This window comes from Candidatus Methylomirabilota bacterium (assembly GCA_036001065.1).
Classification (GTDB): domain Bacteria; phylum Methylomirabilota; class Methylomirabilia; order Rokubacteriales; family CSP1-6; genus MNEF01.
This window is the reverse complement of record DASYUQ010000076.1, coordinates 1-13,635: the sequence shown is the minus strand read 5'-3', so window position 1 is coordinate 13,635 and position 13,635 is coordinate 1. Positions and strand designations below refer to the sequence as shown.

The window sequence follows — 13,635 nt, the reverse complement described above, 5'->3', positions numbered from 1 at the left end:
ATAGCGGCCGACGAAGTCAACGAACTTGGTCGCCACTACACGCCGATTTCGAGATTGCGCTGCCGACGGCGGCGAGAGATGCGACCGGCGCGGCCCGCGGGGCCGCGCCGGCCACCTACTCAACTGCGGAAGTTGGGCTAGCGCGCGGTGCGACGCGGGGCGTGGGAGACGTAGGGGAAAGGCCGGGGGGAAGCGCCCTGGCGGGCGCTCGGCCCGACGGTTGGATAGAGAACTACCTCTCGCGTCGAGTCGCGCCAGCGCTCTCGGTCCCCGGCTGGTAGCGCTCGAGCGAATAGAAATCGCGGTAGACCGTCTCGGCGAAGGAGCCGGCAAAGTAGTGGTAGACGCTGTGGAAGCGGAGCGCGAGAACTCCGGAGATGGCCGCTACGCCGGCCAGCGTGTAAACCGTGGACCACTGGAGTGCCGACGCCGGACGCACTTGGGTCTCCACCAACGCCCCGAAGAAAAACAGCGCCAGCGTCACCAGGCGGAATCCCCAGGGATCATACAACACCGGTGGTCTGCGGAGCCGGCGGACGTCCCGCTCGCGGCGATAGTCGTGGATACCGTAGGCAATGACGGCGGCACCGGCGGCCGCCAGCCCGGCCTCCGCCGTCCAGACGGGGACCAGATCGGGAATTGATCGGCCTCCTATCCATCCAAGGTGATAGACGACCGACATCCAGGCTACAGTCGTCCAGCCGCGCATCAGCGCGTAGAGCCCTTCAAACTGCTCGGCGTAGGAACCAACCTTATGCTGGAGCAATGCGCGCCGACAGAGCATGAACGCCGTCGTGCGCCTCCTGGTTAACTCAGCTTCCGCTCTTTCCCGTTTGTCGGGTTCCATTGGCATTTCCGCCGGCCCGAGGACGTCGATACCGAAGCGCCGATGAATGAGCTCGCCGAGTGCCCTCTTTACGCTCTCCGCGATCGTAGGGTCGGAGCGATCCAGAAGATAGTCGGACGGAGCACGCCGCTTGAGGATGGCCGGTCCCTTCGATGCGGGCGTCGCGGTACCTGGCCCCTGCGTCGCCGGGAGCACTCGTCCATGGGGGAAGGCGAGTCTGCTCAGCGGCGCGAGGGCGTGGCCCGCGAGGTATCCGAGGACGAGGATGACGAGGGCTGAAGACCAGGCGGCTGGCAGCTCGTAGTGGGCCACGAACCAGAACGGGAACCAGATGACGCCGAGTAGCCCAAGACCGGGCAGGAGGTAGCCGTAGACATCGTAGAAGTTGAGCCGCTCGATCACGGCGGCCGGCTGCCTCCGCGGCGTTCGTGCTTCCGGATCTCCGCGAGGAAGTCGCAGAGGACGGCTCCAGCGTGAGCCGCCTGCTCTCCTTGGAGCAAGACTGCGGCGACCCGCTGATGGCCACCGCCGCCCAGCCCCTCAGCGATCCGGCCTAATGGTACCGACGGAAACTCGTACCAGGGGTTTCGCATGGCGGTGACCTTGGCGCTGTCTGCCAACCGCGTGATGCCGATCGAGTACCGGGCGTGGGGGTAGAAGTAGTAGGGCGCGTAGCGGCTCACGAGCACGTCGGTCGCGTCCACGTCGAAGACGACGATGTCATCCCCTTCCAGATGAGCAGCACGCTTGAACCGGTCGAGGCCTGCATCGAACAGGGCCCGAGCCTTCGCGTAGCGCTCGCGCGCGGTGGGGAGATTGGCGACCTCCTCTAGGTGGAGGTCCCGGAGCGCCCGAACCAGTGTCTCGCAGTAGTCGCCAGGGTCGCCAGCAGCGAGGCCGAGCGCCAAGCGGAGGGCGGGCGTGGTACCCGTAATGGCCTCGTCTACGGACTCGTACCGAGCGGCATCAAGCTTATCCGCCCAAGCGACGAGGTCAGCGTAGAGCGCGTTGCGATGGCCAAAGTCGGCAAGGAAGCGCCGCCAGAGGAGGCCCGCGCATGAGTCGGCCTCGGCATCGTAGAGCAGCCACGGCTCGCGCCGGCCGGAGAAGTGTGCTTGGGCGGCGGCGTCGAGGAACGTCGTAAGGTGGTGATCGGCCCAGAAGCTCGCGTTGGGGTGGTAGAGAAAGTCCACGACCGCTGCGGGCGCCTTGAGTGGGCTCGTCAGCCAGTGCCCTCGCTGGTCGTAATTGACGGCCCGAAGGATAGGGTTCGTCCAGTCCCCACGCGTCTCAAGAAAGTCCCAAGCGAGGACGGCGGAGGCGATACCGTCGAAGCACGGCGAGTGAAAGTAGAGGCTTGGGGCCGCCATGCTGGTTGAACGCTACCGGGCGAGGGGCCCGCTGTCAAGGACCGGCGGCAGTGTCACGCCCGCTCGGGCGTCTACGAGCAGGCGGCGGGTCAGCCAGGCGACTCTCTACGCCGGCGCCGGGGCCTCCTTCGGTTTCTTCCGCCCGCCCTCCAAGCGCTCAAGCAGGTCGAACATCAGCTCGCGCACCCGGCCCGCGTTCATGAAGCCGCGATCAAGGGGTGCGCTGGCGCTGGCGGTTGGAGTAGTCGCGCCCGCTCAAGCGATCATCGCGTGGCAGGGCCCGCCAGTAGAGGAACATGTGCCGCCGATGATGCATCGGAGCCCGCCCGCTGGGACGCCGCGACGTGCCCTGTAGCCTGGTCCGTACAGTGGCGGGCCCTCACCGAGCGCGGCCGCCTCGCTCCGGCAGGTTGGTAATTATATACTTGACAAAAGCCAGCAAATGACGCATACTCGCCGCGGAAGTGAACGAAATTGGTTGGTAGGGGGGCGCGGCGATGAAGAGGGAGAAACCGGCACTTGACTTCGTTGAGCGTGCGCCAGCAATCCAGGACGAGGATACGGCCCGCGAGATATTCGAACGGCTCCGCTGGCCGAACGGCCCCCGCTGTATCAAGTGCGGCAGCGTGGATGTCTACCGGATTGCGTCCCAGCCGGGAAGTTCGACGCGTAAGGGTGTGCTTCGCTGCCGCGATTGCGAACAGCAATTCACCGTCACGGTTGGCACTGTGTTCGAAGATTCTCATGTGTCGCTTGGCAAGTGGCTCGCGGCGGTCAACATGATGGCCTCTTCAAAGAAGGGCGTGTCCGCTCATTTCCTACATCGCTGGCTTAAAGTGAGCTATCGCACCGCTTGGTTCATGGCTCATCGGCTTCGCTACGCGGCTACTCAGGAACCACTGTCCGGTATGCTGCGCGGGACGGTCGAAATCGACGAAACCTACATCGGCGGCAAGCCGGAAAACAGGCACATTGGAAGCCGTAGGGTAGTTCCGAAGGCCGCCGTCGTGTCACTTGTCGAGCGGAAAGGGCGGGTCCGGTCTTTTCCCGTGAAGCGCGTCACGGGCGAAACCCTCAAGGGCATCATCCGAAAGAATGTCCGCCAGTCCGCCGAGATCATGACGGACGCCAATCAGATTTACCGGGGTCTTGATACGGAGTTTGCCGGGCATGAAGCGGTGAATCATCACTCGCAGGAATTTGTGCGTGGCAGCGCGCACACCAACAGCGTCGAAGGCTTTTTCTCGCTCTTAAAGCGCGGCATCATCGGCACGTACCACCACGTCAGCGAAGATCATCTCTGGCGGTACTTGGCGGAGTTTGACGCCCGCTACAACGGGCGCAAGCTTACCGACGGCCAACGAGCGGCAAAGCTTCTCAGATCGGCTGAAGGCAAGCGGCTGACCTACAAACCACTAGTAAACCGAGGCTAAGCGGGTGTATTCTCAGGCCGAACGTCTGTTCTTTGACAGGAAAAACGAGGGTAACTCGGGGTGGTGGGATTCGAACCCACATGGGCCTCACGACCCGGGCGGCTCCAAACCGCCTGTGTCTGCCAATTTCACCACACCCCGGTGTAAGCGGCGCGACTCCAACACGCCGCTGCCCTCAAGGGAGGGGTCGGGGAGGGGGGACTCGAACCCCCACGCTGGCCTTACGGCACTCAAGCGACCGGTCGCGCCCTTACCAGACTCGCCGGCTGCGCCTGCCAATTACGCCACTCCCCGTGAACGGGTCCAGCACCGGCTGGTCCCGTTCCCCTTCCTAACTAACCTGTCCTTTCTGCCACTTCAGCAGGCCAAAAGTGTTCGGCAACGGCCGATAGAAAATCCGGCCCTCACGCACGTACTGCGAGATCGCGCCGACGAGCGAGTGCTGCGCTGGCCGCTTGCCGGTCCGCGCTTCGATGGCGTTCAGCAGCTTCACGATGTGCAGCGGGGCGCCCGTCTCTTCCAGCACGGCCACCGAGTGCCCGATGCTTCCCGTCGGGCTGATCTGATTTTTCTTCGGATGCGCCCGGCGCGCTCGCCGGACAGTCACGATGGGCGCACGAGTGGCCAAAGCGATGCTGGCGGGCTTCGGCTTGATGATGACGTTTGTCGGTCGAAGATCGGGATGAGCGATGAGGCGCTTAGCTTCGAGCAAAATATCGACCTTGGCTTTGTAGAAGTCCGCGAGGCGCTGGTTCTCGATGATTGCCTCATCGAGCGTCTTCTGCCGTGTGGGGACTTTCGGCCGCGCCATCTTGCCCAGCATTCTACGCACAACCGCCGGCACGGTGCAATACGAGATACGGGGTCAAGTACCCTCACGCCCCGGTGCCCCTGGGGGATGTGGACCCGTGGGGGGACTGTTTAAACGATGTGGACAGGTGTGGATAGAAGTGTGGATACAGTGGGGATAGTAGATGGCTCGTGATCGTCGGATATCACTCCATCCCCTGACGCCCGAGCAGGCATTGGCTGCCCTGCTGCGGGTGCCGCCTCCGCCGAAAACGGAGAAGGCCAGCAACCGGAACCGTCGTGCTAAAGCCTTGAAGAAGAAGAGGAAATCATGAGTAAGGCCGGGCGTCGGCCGGTGGCACATGCGGTTTTGTGAAGGACATAATCACCGGCAGGTTCCAACTGAATCCAGTGGGCCCGCATCGCGGCGTTGATCACCGTCGCCAGTGGGCTAGTATCGGAGCATGAGCGACGACGGGTTCGGGCAGATCCACGAGTACGTCAGGACGATGGCGGTCTACAGCCTGTGCGGCCTATCGCTGGGACCCGTCCTCAAGGAGTCCTACTGGACCCAGAAGGCCCCGGTCGCCGCGCTTGAAATCGGGGCGGGCGAGATCATCGTGCCCAAGGAGAAGATTCACCAAGAGTACGACGCCTTCGTCAAGCTCGCCCTTCAGGGGCCGCCGGTGGCCGTCGCCTCCGGGATGGTGCTCTCTGGGGCCGGGGTGCTGGGTCCCTTCGGCGAGCAGGCGTAGCTCGGAGAGAAGCTGACTCAGGGTCCTGGCGGCGGCAGCGCCGGCCGCACGTTCCGCGTCGTTGCCCTGGGGCGGCGAGCCAATCGACGCCAGGGGCGTGGAGTCCGGTGCTGCACCACGAAGGACCGGCAGGGCGTGACGTCGATCGACTGGGCTACGGACCAGGCGCGAGGGCGGCGGGCGTCACCATCTCTTCGGGCGTCCTCATCGCCACCGGCACCCGGTGCCCGGTGGCCATGTCGATACCCGAGCCCCAATAGCCCGGCGTCCTGCCCCGCTTCGACGCCAACTTCTTCTTTGCCCGGCGGCGGGCCGCCCGGCGGCTCTCGTCGTTGAACCGTCGGCGACAGGCCGGGGAGCAGAATTCTTGTGGACTCCCCCCGGAGCGCCGTGGCTCGAAGACGCGTCCGCAGCTGGGGCGGCTACAGAGCCCTTGCCCCAGCGTGGCACGCTGCTCTGAGGGCCGCTCCCGACCCGCTGGTGTTAGAATCGCCGTCATGCGCCGCCCCCGGATCGGCGGCTTGGTCGGGGTAGCGGCAGAAACTGGTCGTCGGTGGCGGCCCAAGGTGACCTGTTAAGTTCGTCACCCACCGCCTCCACCACTTTACCCACTTAGAACAGGTCTGCCAATCCGGCCGACGAGAGATGGCGGTCCTCGATCGCCCCCACTCGCCCCAGGGCATCATCAGCAGCGATTCTAGGAGGCGGACATGAGAAAGTCGGGACCTCGACAGGCCCGGTCCCGCAAGGCCGGTCGGCCCCCGGCGGAGGTCGCGTCCTCGCCGCAGGTGCGCCGCCGCCGGAAGACGGCCCGCGTCGCCGTGCGCAAGGACACCATGCTCTCTCAGGCCGCAGAGGGACCCCGGGTCCGTTGGGCCGCCGGCAAGCCCCGGGAGAAGAAGCGCTGAAGACCTACGTCCTCCTGGCGTCGGCGGGCGCGCTGCTCGTCTCGAGCCTGGTGGCCGCAGGTTCCGCGTCTGGCTCGGCCGCCGAGGGCCAGCGGCTGTTACGCGCGCAGGGCTGCTACGGCTGCAACACCGACGGCCGACTCGGCACGCCCATCGGCCCCGCCCTCTCCAGCGTCGGGGCCAAGAGACCTATCGCGCTTTGCTGGCTGAGCGACCCCGAGAGCCAGCACCACCACGCCCATATGCCCAAGTTCGAGCTCGATGCGGCCCAGATCGAATCGCTGGCAGCTTCTCAGCCCGCCGGCCTGGCTCGGCGAGCGATGAGCAGCCCGGCGACCGTGAGCGCCCCGGCGGCGGCGAGCCCGACCCAGCCAGCGTGCGTCAGAAGCCAGACGCACAGGAGCCCACCGGCGCCCGGAAGGAGCCGGTCGGCGAGGCGGCGCTCGATGGCGCGTCGGGTGCTGAGCCACACGAGCGCCAGATTCACCATCAGAAAGCTCGAGAGCACGGCGGCATCGGTCATCGCCGCCACCTTCGCCAGGTCCCCGAGCAAGACGAGCGGGGCGGTGCCCCCCACGACCACCACCGACGCGACCAGGGGGATCGCCGTCTTGCCGCTGACGACGGCCAGAGCGCCAGGCAGCATGCCAGCCGAGGCCATGCCGTAGACCGATCGAGACGCGGAGAGCAGGAGCAGCAGGACGGTGTTGGCGGTGGCGCAGAGGGCGATGATGCTCAGCGCGGCGTCGGCGCGGGCCCCGAGCGCCTGGCGGGCGACGAGCGCGAGCGGTGCCTCCGAGACGCTGAGATCGCGCCAGCCGACGGCTCCGGTGGCCGAGAGCGCGACCAGCACGTAGATCGCCGTCGTCGCGACCATCGAGATGAAGAGTGCGCGGGGCAGGTCGCGCTCGGGCCGCCGCATCTCCTCCGCGAGGTTCCCCAGCTCGTCGAAGCCCAGGTATGCGAAGAAGATCAGAGAGGCCGCGCTCCAGATCCCGCCCGCCCCCCGCGGGGCCTCGAGGAAGTCGGTCCCCGGCCAGAAGGGTATGCCGATGCCGATCACGAACAGGAGGCCGGCCGCCTCGACGAAGGTCAGGACGATGGCCAGTCCAACCGAGCGCGCGATCCCGGCGTAGAGGACGATCGCGGTGGCGGCGAGCAGGCCCAGGGCGTTCAGTGCCACCGGCGTGCCGGCCAGATGCGCCAGATACCCCCCGAAGCCCAGGGCGACCGTCGCCGCGGCGAGCAGGTCGGCCGCCAGCATGAGCCAGCCGGCCACGAACCCGGTCGTTGGCCCGAAGGCCATGGCCGTGTACTGAAACTCGGGCGAGTCTTTGGGCCGGAGCTTTCCGAGGCGAGCGTAGGTGTAGGCGGTCAGACCCGCGGTGGCTCCGGCCAAGACAAAGGCGAGCCACATCGCGTTTCCCGCCTCGGCGGCGGCCGGGCCGATCAGGGCGTAGACTCCGGCGCCCAGGATGACGCCGATGCCGGTGAGCGAGACTCGCCAGACTCCGAGTGTCCGCCGCAGAGAGTGCGGTGCGCCGGGTGGCGCGCTCCGCGGGTCACTCATGTCGTGCGTAGGGGAATTTTCGTCGCCCCCCCGAAGCGGGCCGCTGTCATGACAAACGTGTCGCACCTCCGGTCGACCGCAGAGCCGCAGCACTGGATCCTAATTTATGCTGCCGGCTAACTCGCCAGATCCCTGATAGGCTCCCCCTGCCAGTTGCGCTGCGCACCCGCCGGCGCGGATGCGTTCGTGGCGGCCCGAGCCGAGCACCGCTCGCCGCGCACAAGCCGCCGGGGCAGTGACGACGAGGAGAGACCGATGGCGAGAGCGAGGGGCTTCCGGGTGGTGGTGGCGACCGACGGCTCGGCCGACGGGTATGCCGCTGTGGCGGTGGCCAGCGCGTTTCCGTGGCCGGCCCGGGCGCAGGCCCGTGGGGTGGTGGCGCGGTTCTATCCAGCAGTCGCCGCGGAGTGGTCGGCTCCGGTGTGGGCCGCGCTCGAGAAGGGCTTCAATCGCGTCGCCGCCGGGGCGCTTCGCGCGCTCCGGCGGCGGTGGCCGGCCGCCGACGTTGTCGTGATGGACAGGCCACCGGTGGAGGCGATCCTGGCCCAGAGCCGCGGCGCCGGCGCCATCATCGTCGGCTCCCGCGGCCACGGCGCGCTGGGGCGCCTCGTGCTCGGCAGCGTGTCGCGGGGTGTGGTGCGCCGCGCCGCCTGCTCCACGCTGGTCGTCCGGGGCCGGCCGCGGGCGGTCAGTCGCTTCCTCGTGGGCCTGGACGGCTCGGTCAACGCGCGACGCGCGCTCGCCTTCGTCGCCAGGCTCCGGCCTCCCCGCGGCGGTCTCGTGACGCTGGTGCGTGTGCTCGAGCCTGTGCGGGTGGCCGCGGTTGGTCTTATGCCGGCTGGGGTGCGTGGCGTGCTCGCGCGGGAGATGGCCGCCGTACGCGCGCAGCAGATGCGCGCGGTACGGCGTGAGCTCGGGGTGGCGGCGGCCCTGCTGAAGCGGGCGGGCTGGCGCGCGCGCGGCGTGATCCGCTGGGGCCGCCCGGTTGACGAGTTGCTGGCCGCCGGCCGCGTGGCCCGTGCCCACGTGCTCGTGGTGGGCGCCCGGGGCACGGGTGGGGTGGCGCGGCTGCTCCTCGGCAGCGTCGCCGAAGGCGTCTTGAGCGGGTCCCGAGGGCCCGTCTTGGTCGTGCGCTGAGCGCGCGCCGTGACCCGGCGGCCTCGAGCCGCGGGGACGCCTCCGCGGAGGCCGCCGCTCCGGCGCTGTGCTCCCGTCGGTCGTCTGATTGACCGCGGCCGCGTAAGTGAGAACATGAGGCGTACAGGAATCAGGCGATGCGCTACCGACGCCTGAGTTACCGCTACGCGATGGTGGTGCGCTCCGGGCCAGACGTGGCCGTTCGGCGACATCTGGGAGAACGATCGCCTGCGCCTTCTCGTGCAAGCCCGCTGGCGGCCCGAAGCGGACATGTACGAGACCGCGACCACGGTCGACGTCGTCGTGGACCTCGCCGGTGTCGAGGAAGACGACTTCGAGGGGCAGCTCTTCGAGGACGTGCTGGTCGTCGAAGGGCGCCGCCAGCTTCCCTCGTGCCAGGAGGAGGAGGGGGCGGTGTACCACGCGGCCGGCATCCGCCAGGGTCCGTTCCAGGTAGAGCTGCCGTTGCCTGGCCGACGTTTCCCGCAAGGCCATCGCGCAGGCGCGGCGGGCGATCCAGGACCTCCTGGCCGAGCGGATGGCGGCGGATCAGGCCGCAGCGCTGGCCGAGAAGCTGGCCACGGGCACCTGGACCCACGATTACGGGATTACGGCCGACGAAGCGAAGGCGCTCGGGTTGCCGGTCAGCACGGAGATGCCCGAGGAGGTGTACCAGTTCATGGGCCTCTTCCCCCAGCCCACCCGCACACGGCTGGCCGTCGAGTACGTCCCGGCGCCCTGCCGGGGGCGCCAGGGGCGGGCGTCCTCTGATGGCTGAGGGAGCTCCGACGGAAGCTGTAACCCTGGCCGGCGTGATGGACGATCTGACTAGGCGGGGCTACACCGAACAGTTCATGGTGGTCGACGGGGGGCTGCGGGCTGTGGGGAGCGCGAAGAGGTTCCCTGCGGACCAGGCAATGATTGCGGAGTATCACCGCTTCGAGGGCGTCTCCGACCCCGATGACATGTCAATCATCTATGCCATCGAAACACGGAGCGGCATCCGCGGGACGCTGGTCGACGCCTTTGGCGTCTACGCAGACCCACGTGTGGGCGAGTTCATAGAAGGTGTCGCGCTTCGTAACGCGGTTCCGCCAGTCCGTGAGGGCCGGCCTCGGCCATCCCTTTAAACCATCCGGGCCCGTCCGGGGCGTTGTTACAATGGGCGCCTGATGCGGCTCTGGTGTGGCCTCGCGATCGTCCTGCTCCTGCTCCCGGCGGCGGGCGCCGGGACTGGCCTGCCGACGGTGCGGCATGACGGGCGAACCTACGTCGAGCTCGACCGCCTCGCGGCCAGCCTCGAGACCAGGCTCGACACCACCGCCAGCAGCACCCGCGCTTATCTGAGGACCCCCGGCCACGTCGTTACCTTCACGCGGAACTGGTCGCACGTGATCGTCGACGGCAAGCCGCTCGTGCTCGACGCGCCGGTGCGCGTCAAGGCGGGGGTGTGGCTGGTACCCGAGATGTTCGTGGGCCGGGTGTTGCCGCGTCTGACGTCGGCGTCCCCCTCGGCGCTGCCGCGGACCGCCGTCCAGTCGGTGACCCTCAAGGAGCTGAGGTTCCGGTCGTACCCCTCCTTCACGCGGGTCGTGCTGGAGACGTCGGGGCCGGTCACGTACCGGATCGAGCAGGGTGGACCGAAGGAGGCGCGGGTCCGCGTGGCCTCGCTGGCGGGCGAGGCTCGCGTTGAGGAGATCCACGATGGGTTCGTCGCCGAGGCGCGCCTGGAGACGGTCGGGCCCGACGTCGTCCTGCGCGTGATTTTCGAGGGCGCGGCCGGCGAGATGCAGACGATGGCGCTGGCTGATCCGCACCGGCTGGTCCTGGACTTCCGGCGTCCCGCCGAGCAGGGGGGTGAGGAGCGCGCCGAGGCGACGCCGCTACGCCTGATCGTGCTCGATGCCGGGCATGGCGGTAACGATCCGGGGGCCCAGGGGCCGACCGGGCTCATGGAGAAGGACCTCGTGCTGGCCATCACGCGGCGCGTGGCGCGCCTGGTCGAGGAGCGGCTCGGCATCAGAGTCCTGTTATCGCGCGATGGGGACTACTTCGTGCCGCTGCGCGATCGCACCAGCTTGGCTAACCGCGAGCGCGCGGACCTCTTCGTGTCGGTCCACGCCAACGCCCACCGCCAGGCGGTGTCGGAAGGCGTCGAGACCTACTTCCTGTCCTCGGAGGCGACGGACAGCGGCGCCCGCCAGGTCGCCGCGCTCGAGAACAGCGTCATCCAGCTGGAGGCGCCGGCGGCCCGAGGGCGTGTCGACGCCGTGAAGGCGATCCTCTGGGACCTCGCGCAGTCGGAGTTCCAGATGGAATCGTCGCGGCTGGCGGGGATCGTCCAGGACTCGATGACCCAGTCGCTGCGCATCCCCAACCGCGGCGTCAAGCAGGCGGGCTTCTACGTGCTGGGCGGCGCCGCCATGCCCGCCATCCTCATCGAGATCGGTTTCGTGACCAACCCGCGGGAGGAGCGGAAGCTGAGGGACAGCCGTTATCGCGACGAGATCGCCCGCGCCATTCTGGCCGGCCTGGCCGAGTACAAGCGCTACTGGACCCAGCGGATGCGGGCGCTCGTCGAGCGCCCGCGCTGATCCGTGATGCCGCGGGCCGACGGCCGCGCCCACGACCAGCTCCGTCCGGTGACGATCACGCGCGACTTCCTGCTGCACCCCGAGGGCTCGGTGCTGGTGGAGTTCGGCGCGACCAAGGTGGTCTGCACCGCCTCGATCGAGGACAAGGTCCCCCAGTTCCTGAAGGGACAGGGGCTGGGCTGGGTGACGGCGGAGTACGGGATGCTTCCGCGCGCGACGAACACACGGATGCCGCGGGAGAATCGCGGCCCCGGCGGACGCTCCCAGGAGATCCAACGGCTGGTGGGCCGGGCGCTGCGCGCCGTGATCGACCGGAGCAAGCTGGCCGAGCGCACCGTGTGGGTCGATTGCGACGTGATCCAGGCGGACGGCGGCACCCGCACCGCCGCCATCACCGGGAGCTTCGTGGCCGTCGCCGACGCGCTGGGCCGGATGCCCGGCGTCGAGCCGGTGGTGGCCATTCGCGACTGCGTGGCGGCGGTCAGCGTCGGCGTCGTCGAAGGACTGGCGATCCTGGACCTCGACTATGCCGAAGACTCGGCCGCCGAGGTGGACATGAACGTGGTGATGACGGGGGCGGGAGAGTTTGTCGAGGTGCAGGGCACCGCCGAGCGCCTGACGTTCAGCCACGCGAGGCTCAACGAGATGCTGGGGCTGGCGAGCGTCGGCATCCGCCGCCTGGTGGCCTTGCAGCGGCGGGCGCTCGAGAGGCGCGACGAGCGGACGTTCCGGCTCTAGGCCACGCCTCGTCCTGGCGACGTTGAATCCCGCCAAGGCCCGGGAACTGGCTGCCCTGCTCGCGGATTTGCCTTTCGACATCCGGGCGCTGGGCGAGCTGCCCGGCGCGGCCCTTCCCGACGAGACCGGGCGGACCTACGCCGAGAACGCGCTGCTGAAGGCACGCGCCGCGGCGGGGACGGCGGGCGCGCTCGCGCTGGCCGACGACTCCGGGCTCGAGGTTGACGCGCTGGGCGGCGCCCCCGGCCTGCGGTCGGCGCGGTTCGGCGGCCCGGGGCTCGACGACGCCGGCCGGTGCCGGCGCCTGCTGGAGGCGCTCCGAGAGGTGCCGGAGGTGGAGCGGACGGCGCGCTTCCGCTGCGTGATTGCGCTCGTGCATCCCGGCGGCGCCGAGCGCGTGGTCGAGGGCGTGGCCGACGGCCTGATCCTCACGGAGCCCCGCGGGCGCGGGGGCTTCGGGTACGACCCCCTCTTCTACTATCCGCCGCTCGGCCGGACGTTCGCCGAGCTCACGCCTGACGAGAAGGCGCAGGTGAGTCACCGGGCCCGCGCCCTGCGCGCCGCCCGACGCCTGCTGAGCGAATGCTATACTGCTGCCTTCGGAGATTGATTCGGGGTGTGGCGCAGCCCGGTAGCGCACCTGCTTTGGGAGCAGGGGGCCGGAGGTTCAAATCCTCTCACCCCGACCACAGTTACGAGCCCTGCCGCGCCGCCGTTGTGCGGGTTCTGTGCGGGAACACTCTTCTCACGCACACCCCAGCCTGCGCAAGGGGGAAAAGTAGCGGGGCCCGGAGACGTGTGGACCCGGCACTGGCTCCCACCCTGAGCGGGCTGGTCTGCCTCTATGACTGGCGGACGCCGCAGAGACGCCTCGGCGCCCCCGCAAGAGCACTTGGACTTGCCCCGGTTTCGTGGACACCTGGGTTAAGTCGCCAATGCTGCCTGTTCGCGCCGCCGCTCGAACGCTCGGGGGCTGAGATAGCCAAGCGCGGAATGTCGCCGCTGTCCGTTGTAGAAGAGCTCGAGGTAGTCGAAGAGCTCGGTGCGCGCCGCGGCCCGCGTGGCCCACGCGGCGTCGTGGACGAGCTCGACCTTCACCGTCGCGAAGAAGCTCTCGGCGACGGCGTTGTCCCAGCAGTCGCCCCGACGGCTCATGCTGCAGACGATCCCGTGCTGTTCCAGCAGCCGCTGGTAGTCGCCGCTCGCGTACTGACTGCCACGATCCGAATGATGCACCAGCCCCGCCGCCGGCCGCCGCCGCGCCAGCGCCATGCCGAGCGCGTCGAGCGTCAGATCATCCGTGACGCGCTCGCTCATCGCCCAGCCGACGGCGAAACGGGAGCAGAGATCGACGATCACCGCCAGGTAGAGCCAACCCTCGCCGGTGGGGATGTAGGTGATATCGGTGACCCACTGGAGTTGACCCGGTTTCGTGGACACCCCATCGTTGGGGCGGAAAGGAGCGTCCACGATGCCGAAGAGCCATCGGCCGTA

General features: G+C 68.4%; 14 protein-coding genes and 3 tRNA genes. 10 read left to right on the top strand and 7 right to left on the bottom strand.

Annotated features, from left to right (window positions below; translation table 11 throughout):
• Positions 1 to 232 precede the first annotated feature (232 nt).
• Together VGV13_06380 and VGV13_06375 are read right to left on the bottom strand one after the other, a co-directional pair.
• Positions 233 to 1,249, bottom strand: coding sequence for a hypothetical protein (locus VGV13_06380; protein HEV8640705.1), 1,017 nt, complete (start codon positions 1,247 to 1,249; stop codon positions 233 to 235).
• Entirely contained in the window at positions 1,246 to 2,217 is a 972-nt protein-coding gene (locus tag VGV13_06375) for a hypothetical protein (GenBank protein ID HEV8640704.1), read from the bottom strand. The genes VGV13_06380 and VGV13_06375 overlap by 4 nt, the downstream gene beginning before the upstream one ends.
• Before the next feature lie 497 nt (positions 2,218 to 2,714).
• Here VGV13_06375 and VGV13_06370 point away from each other — a divergent pair, with 497 nt between their 5' ends.
• Entirely contained in the window at positions 2,715 to 3,650 is a 936-nt protein-coding gene (locus VGV13_06370; GenBank protein ID HEV8640703.1) for an IS1595 family transposase, read from the top strand.
• A gap of 55 nt (positions 3,651 to 3,705) precedes the next feature.
• On the opposite strand, the gene VGV13_06365 is transcribed toward VGV13_06370, so the two are convergent.
• The 3 genes from VGV13_06365 to VGV13_06355 all read right to left on the bottom strand — a co-directional run bounded on the left by VGV13_06365 (position 3,706) and on the right by VGV13_06355 (position 4,473).
• Positions 3,706 to 3,791: transfer RNA gene (locus tag VGV13_06365), tRNA-Pro, on the bottom strand.
• 46 nt (positions 3,792 to 3,837) lie between these two features.
• Positions 3,838 to 3,944: transfer RNA gene (locus VGV13_06360), tRNA-OTHER, on the bottom strand.
• A gap of 37 nt (positions 3,945 to 3,981) precedes the next feature.
• Positions 3,982 to 4,473 (bottom strand): hypothetical protein, encoded by a 492-nt coding sequence (locus tag VGV13_06355; protein HEV8640702.1) that lies wholly within the window; start codon positions 4,471 to 4,473, stop codon positions 3,982 to 3,984.
• A 430-nt stretch (positions 4,474 to 4,903) separates the two neighbouring features.
• Here VGV13_06355 and VGV13_06350 point away from each other — a divergent pair, with 430 nt between their 5' ends.
• Positions 4,904 to 5,194 (top strand): hypothetical protein, encoded by a 291-nt coding sequence (locus tag VGV13_06350; protein HEV8640701.1) that lies wholly within the window; start codon positions 4,904 to 4,906, stop codon positions 5,192 to 5,194.
• Positions 5,195 to 5,904: 710 nt separating this feature from the next.
• Positions 5,905 to 6,102 carry a hypothetical protein gene (locus tag VGV13_06345; GenBank protein ID HEV8640700.1) on the top strand — a complete coding sequence of 66 codons (198 nt, stop codon included), beginning with the start codon at positions 5,905 to 5,907 and terminating at the stop codon, positions 6,100 to 6,102.
• 292 nt (positions 6,103 to 6,394) lie between these two features.
• Here VGV13_06345 and VGV13_06340 read toward each other — a convergent pair whose 3' ends face one another.
• Positions 6,395 to 7,672, bottom strand: a complete 1,278-nt coding sequence (locus VGV13_06340) for an amino acid permease (GenBank protein HEV8640699.1) — start codon at positions 7,670 to 7,672, stop codon at positions 6,395 to 6,397.
• A 255-nt stretch (positions 7,673 to 7,927) separates the two neighbouring features.
• Between VGV13_06340 and VGV13_06335 the strand changes: the two genes are divergently transcribed.
• The 7 genes from VGV13_06335 to VGV13_06305 all read left to right on the top strand — a co-directional run bounded on the left by VGV13_06335 (position 7,928) and on the right by VGV13_06305 (position 12,830).
• Positions 7,928 to 8,809 carry a universal stress protein gene (locus VGV13_06335; protein ID HEV8640698.1) on the top strand — a complete coding sequence of 294 codons (882 nt, stop codon included), beginning with the start codon at positions 7,928 to 7,930 and terminating at the stop codon, positions 8,807 to 8,809.
• A gap of 469 nt (positions 8,810 to 9,278) precedes the next feature.
• Positions 9,279 to 9,587: a hypothetical protein gene (locus VGV13_06330; GenBank protein ID HEV8640697.1), complete on the top strand. Its 309-nt coding sequence runs from the start codon at positions 9,279 to 9,281 to the stop codon at positions 9,585 to 9,587.
• Positions 9,580 to 9,939, top strand: a complete 360-nt coding sequence (locus tag VGV13_06325; GenBank protein HEV8640696.1) for a phosphoribosylpyrophosphate synthetase — start codon at positions 9,580 to 9,582, stop codon at positions 9,937 to 9,939. The genes VGV13_06330 and VGV13_06325 overlap by 8 nt, the downstream gene beginning before the upstream one ends.
• A gap of 42 nt (positions 9,940 to 9,981) precedes the next feature.
• On the top strand, positions 9,982 to 11,403 hold the full coding sequence (locus tag VGV13_06320; protein HEV8640695.1) for an N-acetylmuramoyl-L-alanine amidase: 1,422 nt from the start codon (positions 9,982 to 9,984) through the stop codon (positions 11,401 to 11,403).
• Between the two features lie 6 nt (positions 11,404 to 11,409).
• Positions 11,410 to 12,141 (top strand): ribonuclease PH, encoded by a 732-nt coding sequence (rph, locus tag VGV13_06315; GenBank protein HEV8640694.1) that lies wholly within the window; start codon positions 11,410 to 11,412, stop codon positions 12,139 to 12,141.
• Positions 12,142 to 12,154: 13 nt separating this feature from the next.
• Positions 12,155 to 12,751 (top strand): RdgB/HAM1 family non-canonical purine NTP pyrophosphatase, encoded by a 597-nt coding sequence (gene rdgB, locus VGV13_06310; protein ID HEV8640693.1) that lies wholly within the window; start codon positions 12,155 to 12,157, stop codon positions 12,749 to 12,751.
• 2 nt (positions 12,752 to 12,753) lie between these two features.
• Positions 12,754 to 12,830: transfer RNA gene (locus VGV13_06305), tRNA-Pro, on the top strand.
• 235 nt (positions 12,831 to 13,065) lie between these two features.
• Here VGV13_06305 and VGV13_06300 read toward each other — a convergent pair.
• On the bottom strand, positions 13,066 to 13,635 hold a 570-nt coding region (locus tag VGV13_06300), incomplete at its 5' end, for an IS3 family transposase (GenBank protein ID HEV8640692.1).